The following is a 1139-nucleotide window of genomic DNA, read 5'->3' as shown; positions in this document are numbered from 1 at the left end:
TACGATTTCACCCATAGCGAATGGCCTCTTGGAATCGTGTTCTTGCCGGAACTGACTGATTCTATTGAGTTTACCATTCGCTATCTTCGTTTTCAGCACTCCCTCATGAATATCCAGGGATAACCTGACCAGCAGGTAACGATTTGGCAAGTGACAAACCGCTACAATCTGAGACATCTTTGTAGCTGGCGGCGTTGTGGAGACGAAAAAATGAGCATCCGGAACATATTCGACAACCTAACTCCCTCCGACCCCATGCCGACGCACAGCCTGAAGCAGCGGCTGGCCCAAGCCAAGATTCAACTCGATAGCCTGGAACTAGACGGCGGTTCGAAGGACCTCAGCGCGCTGTCCGCCGCACGCGTGGAATTCGCCTTGGCCGCGCGTGCGCTGGCCGATGAGCTGATCGCCCGTGGGCATCACAGCGAGAGAAGCGACAGCTGAGTTGGTGCAGCTTCACTCAGAATGAAGAGCGGGCCGAATAATCCGGCCCGCAGCTACTCAACCTGTCCGGGACGTTGTATCAGATACCAGACACCGAGCCTCTAACCGGCCCCGAACGTCACGCCGGCCCGCTAAAAATCAGGTTCTACGCAGACTGGCGTGAAGAGGCCGCAGGCCTCCCGGCGGTGTTGCCAATGCCGGCGACCACTGCCAGCGTTTCAGCCTCCGCCAAGGCGCCTGGCGGCGCCAGTCGCGATGCGGAGCAGCGCTCCAACAGCGACCCTCTCCACCAAAGGAGAGGTAATCATCTGTTGGAGTATCTTTAGATCACGACTGGAGGCCGAAGGCCTCCCGGCGGTGTTGCCGAGGTTCGCGTCCATCACCGGCGTTTCAGCCTCCGCCGAGGCGCCTGACGGCGCCAGTCGCGATGCGGAGCAGCGCTCCAACAGCGACCCTCTCCACCAAAGGAGAGGTAATCATCTGTTGGAGTATCTTTAGATCACGACTGGAGGGCGCAGGACTCCCGGCGGTGTTGCCAGTGCCGGCGACCTCGCCAACGCCGTGGACTCCGCCAAGGCGCCTGACGGCGCCAGTCGCGATGCGGAGCAGCGCTCCAACAGCGCCCCTCTCCACCAAAGGAGAGGTAATCATCTGTTGGAGTATCTTTAGATCACGACTGGAGGCCGAAGGCCTCC

1 protein-coding gene is annotated in these 1139 nt (G+C 59.7%); it reads left to right on the top strand.

The features are described from left to right. Nucleotides 1–210 precede the first annotated feature (210 nt). On the top strand, nt 211–444 hold the full coding sequence (locus DU490_RS16945; protein ID WP_114575386.1) for a hypothetical protein: 234 nt from the start codon (nt 211–213) through the stop codon (nt 442–444). Nucleotides 445–1139: the final 695 nt, after the last annotated feature.

The sequence above is a fragment of the Halomonas sp. DQ26W genome, assembly GCF_003339685.1.
In the GTDB taxonomy this organism is placed as follows: Bacteria; Pseudomonadota; Gammaproteobacteria; order Pseudomonadales; family Halomonadaceae; genus Halomonas.
The sequence above is the reverse complement of the archived record's forward strand: the minus strand, read 5'-3'. Positions and strand labels throughout refer to the sequence as shown.

What these genes read in the sequence shown, in the direction of transcription:
- DU490_RS16945 (WP_114575386.1), top strand. Translation starts at nt 211, where the DNA reads ATGAGCATCCGGAACATATTCGACAACCTAACTCCCTCCGACCCCATG.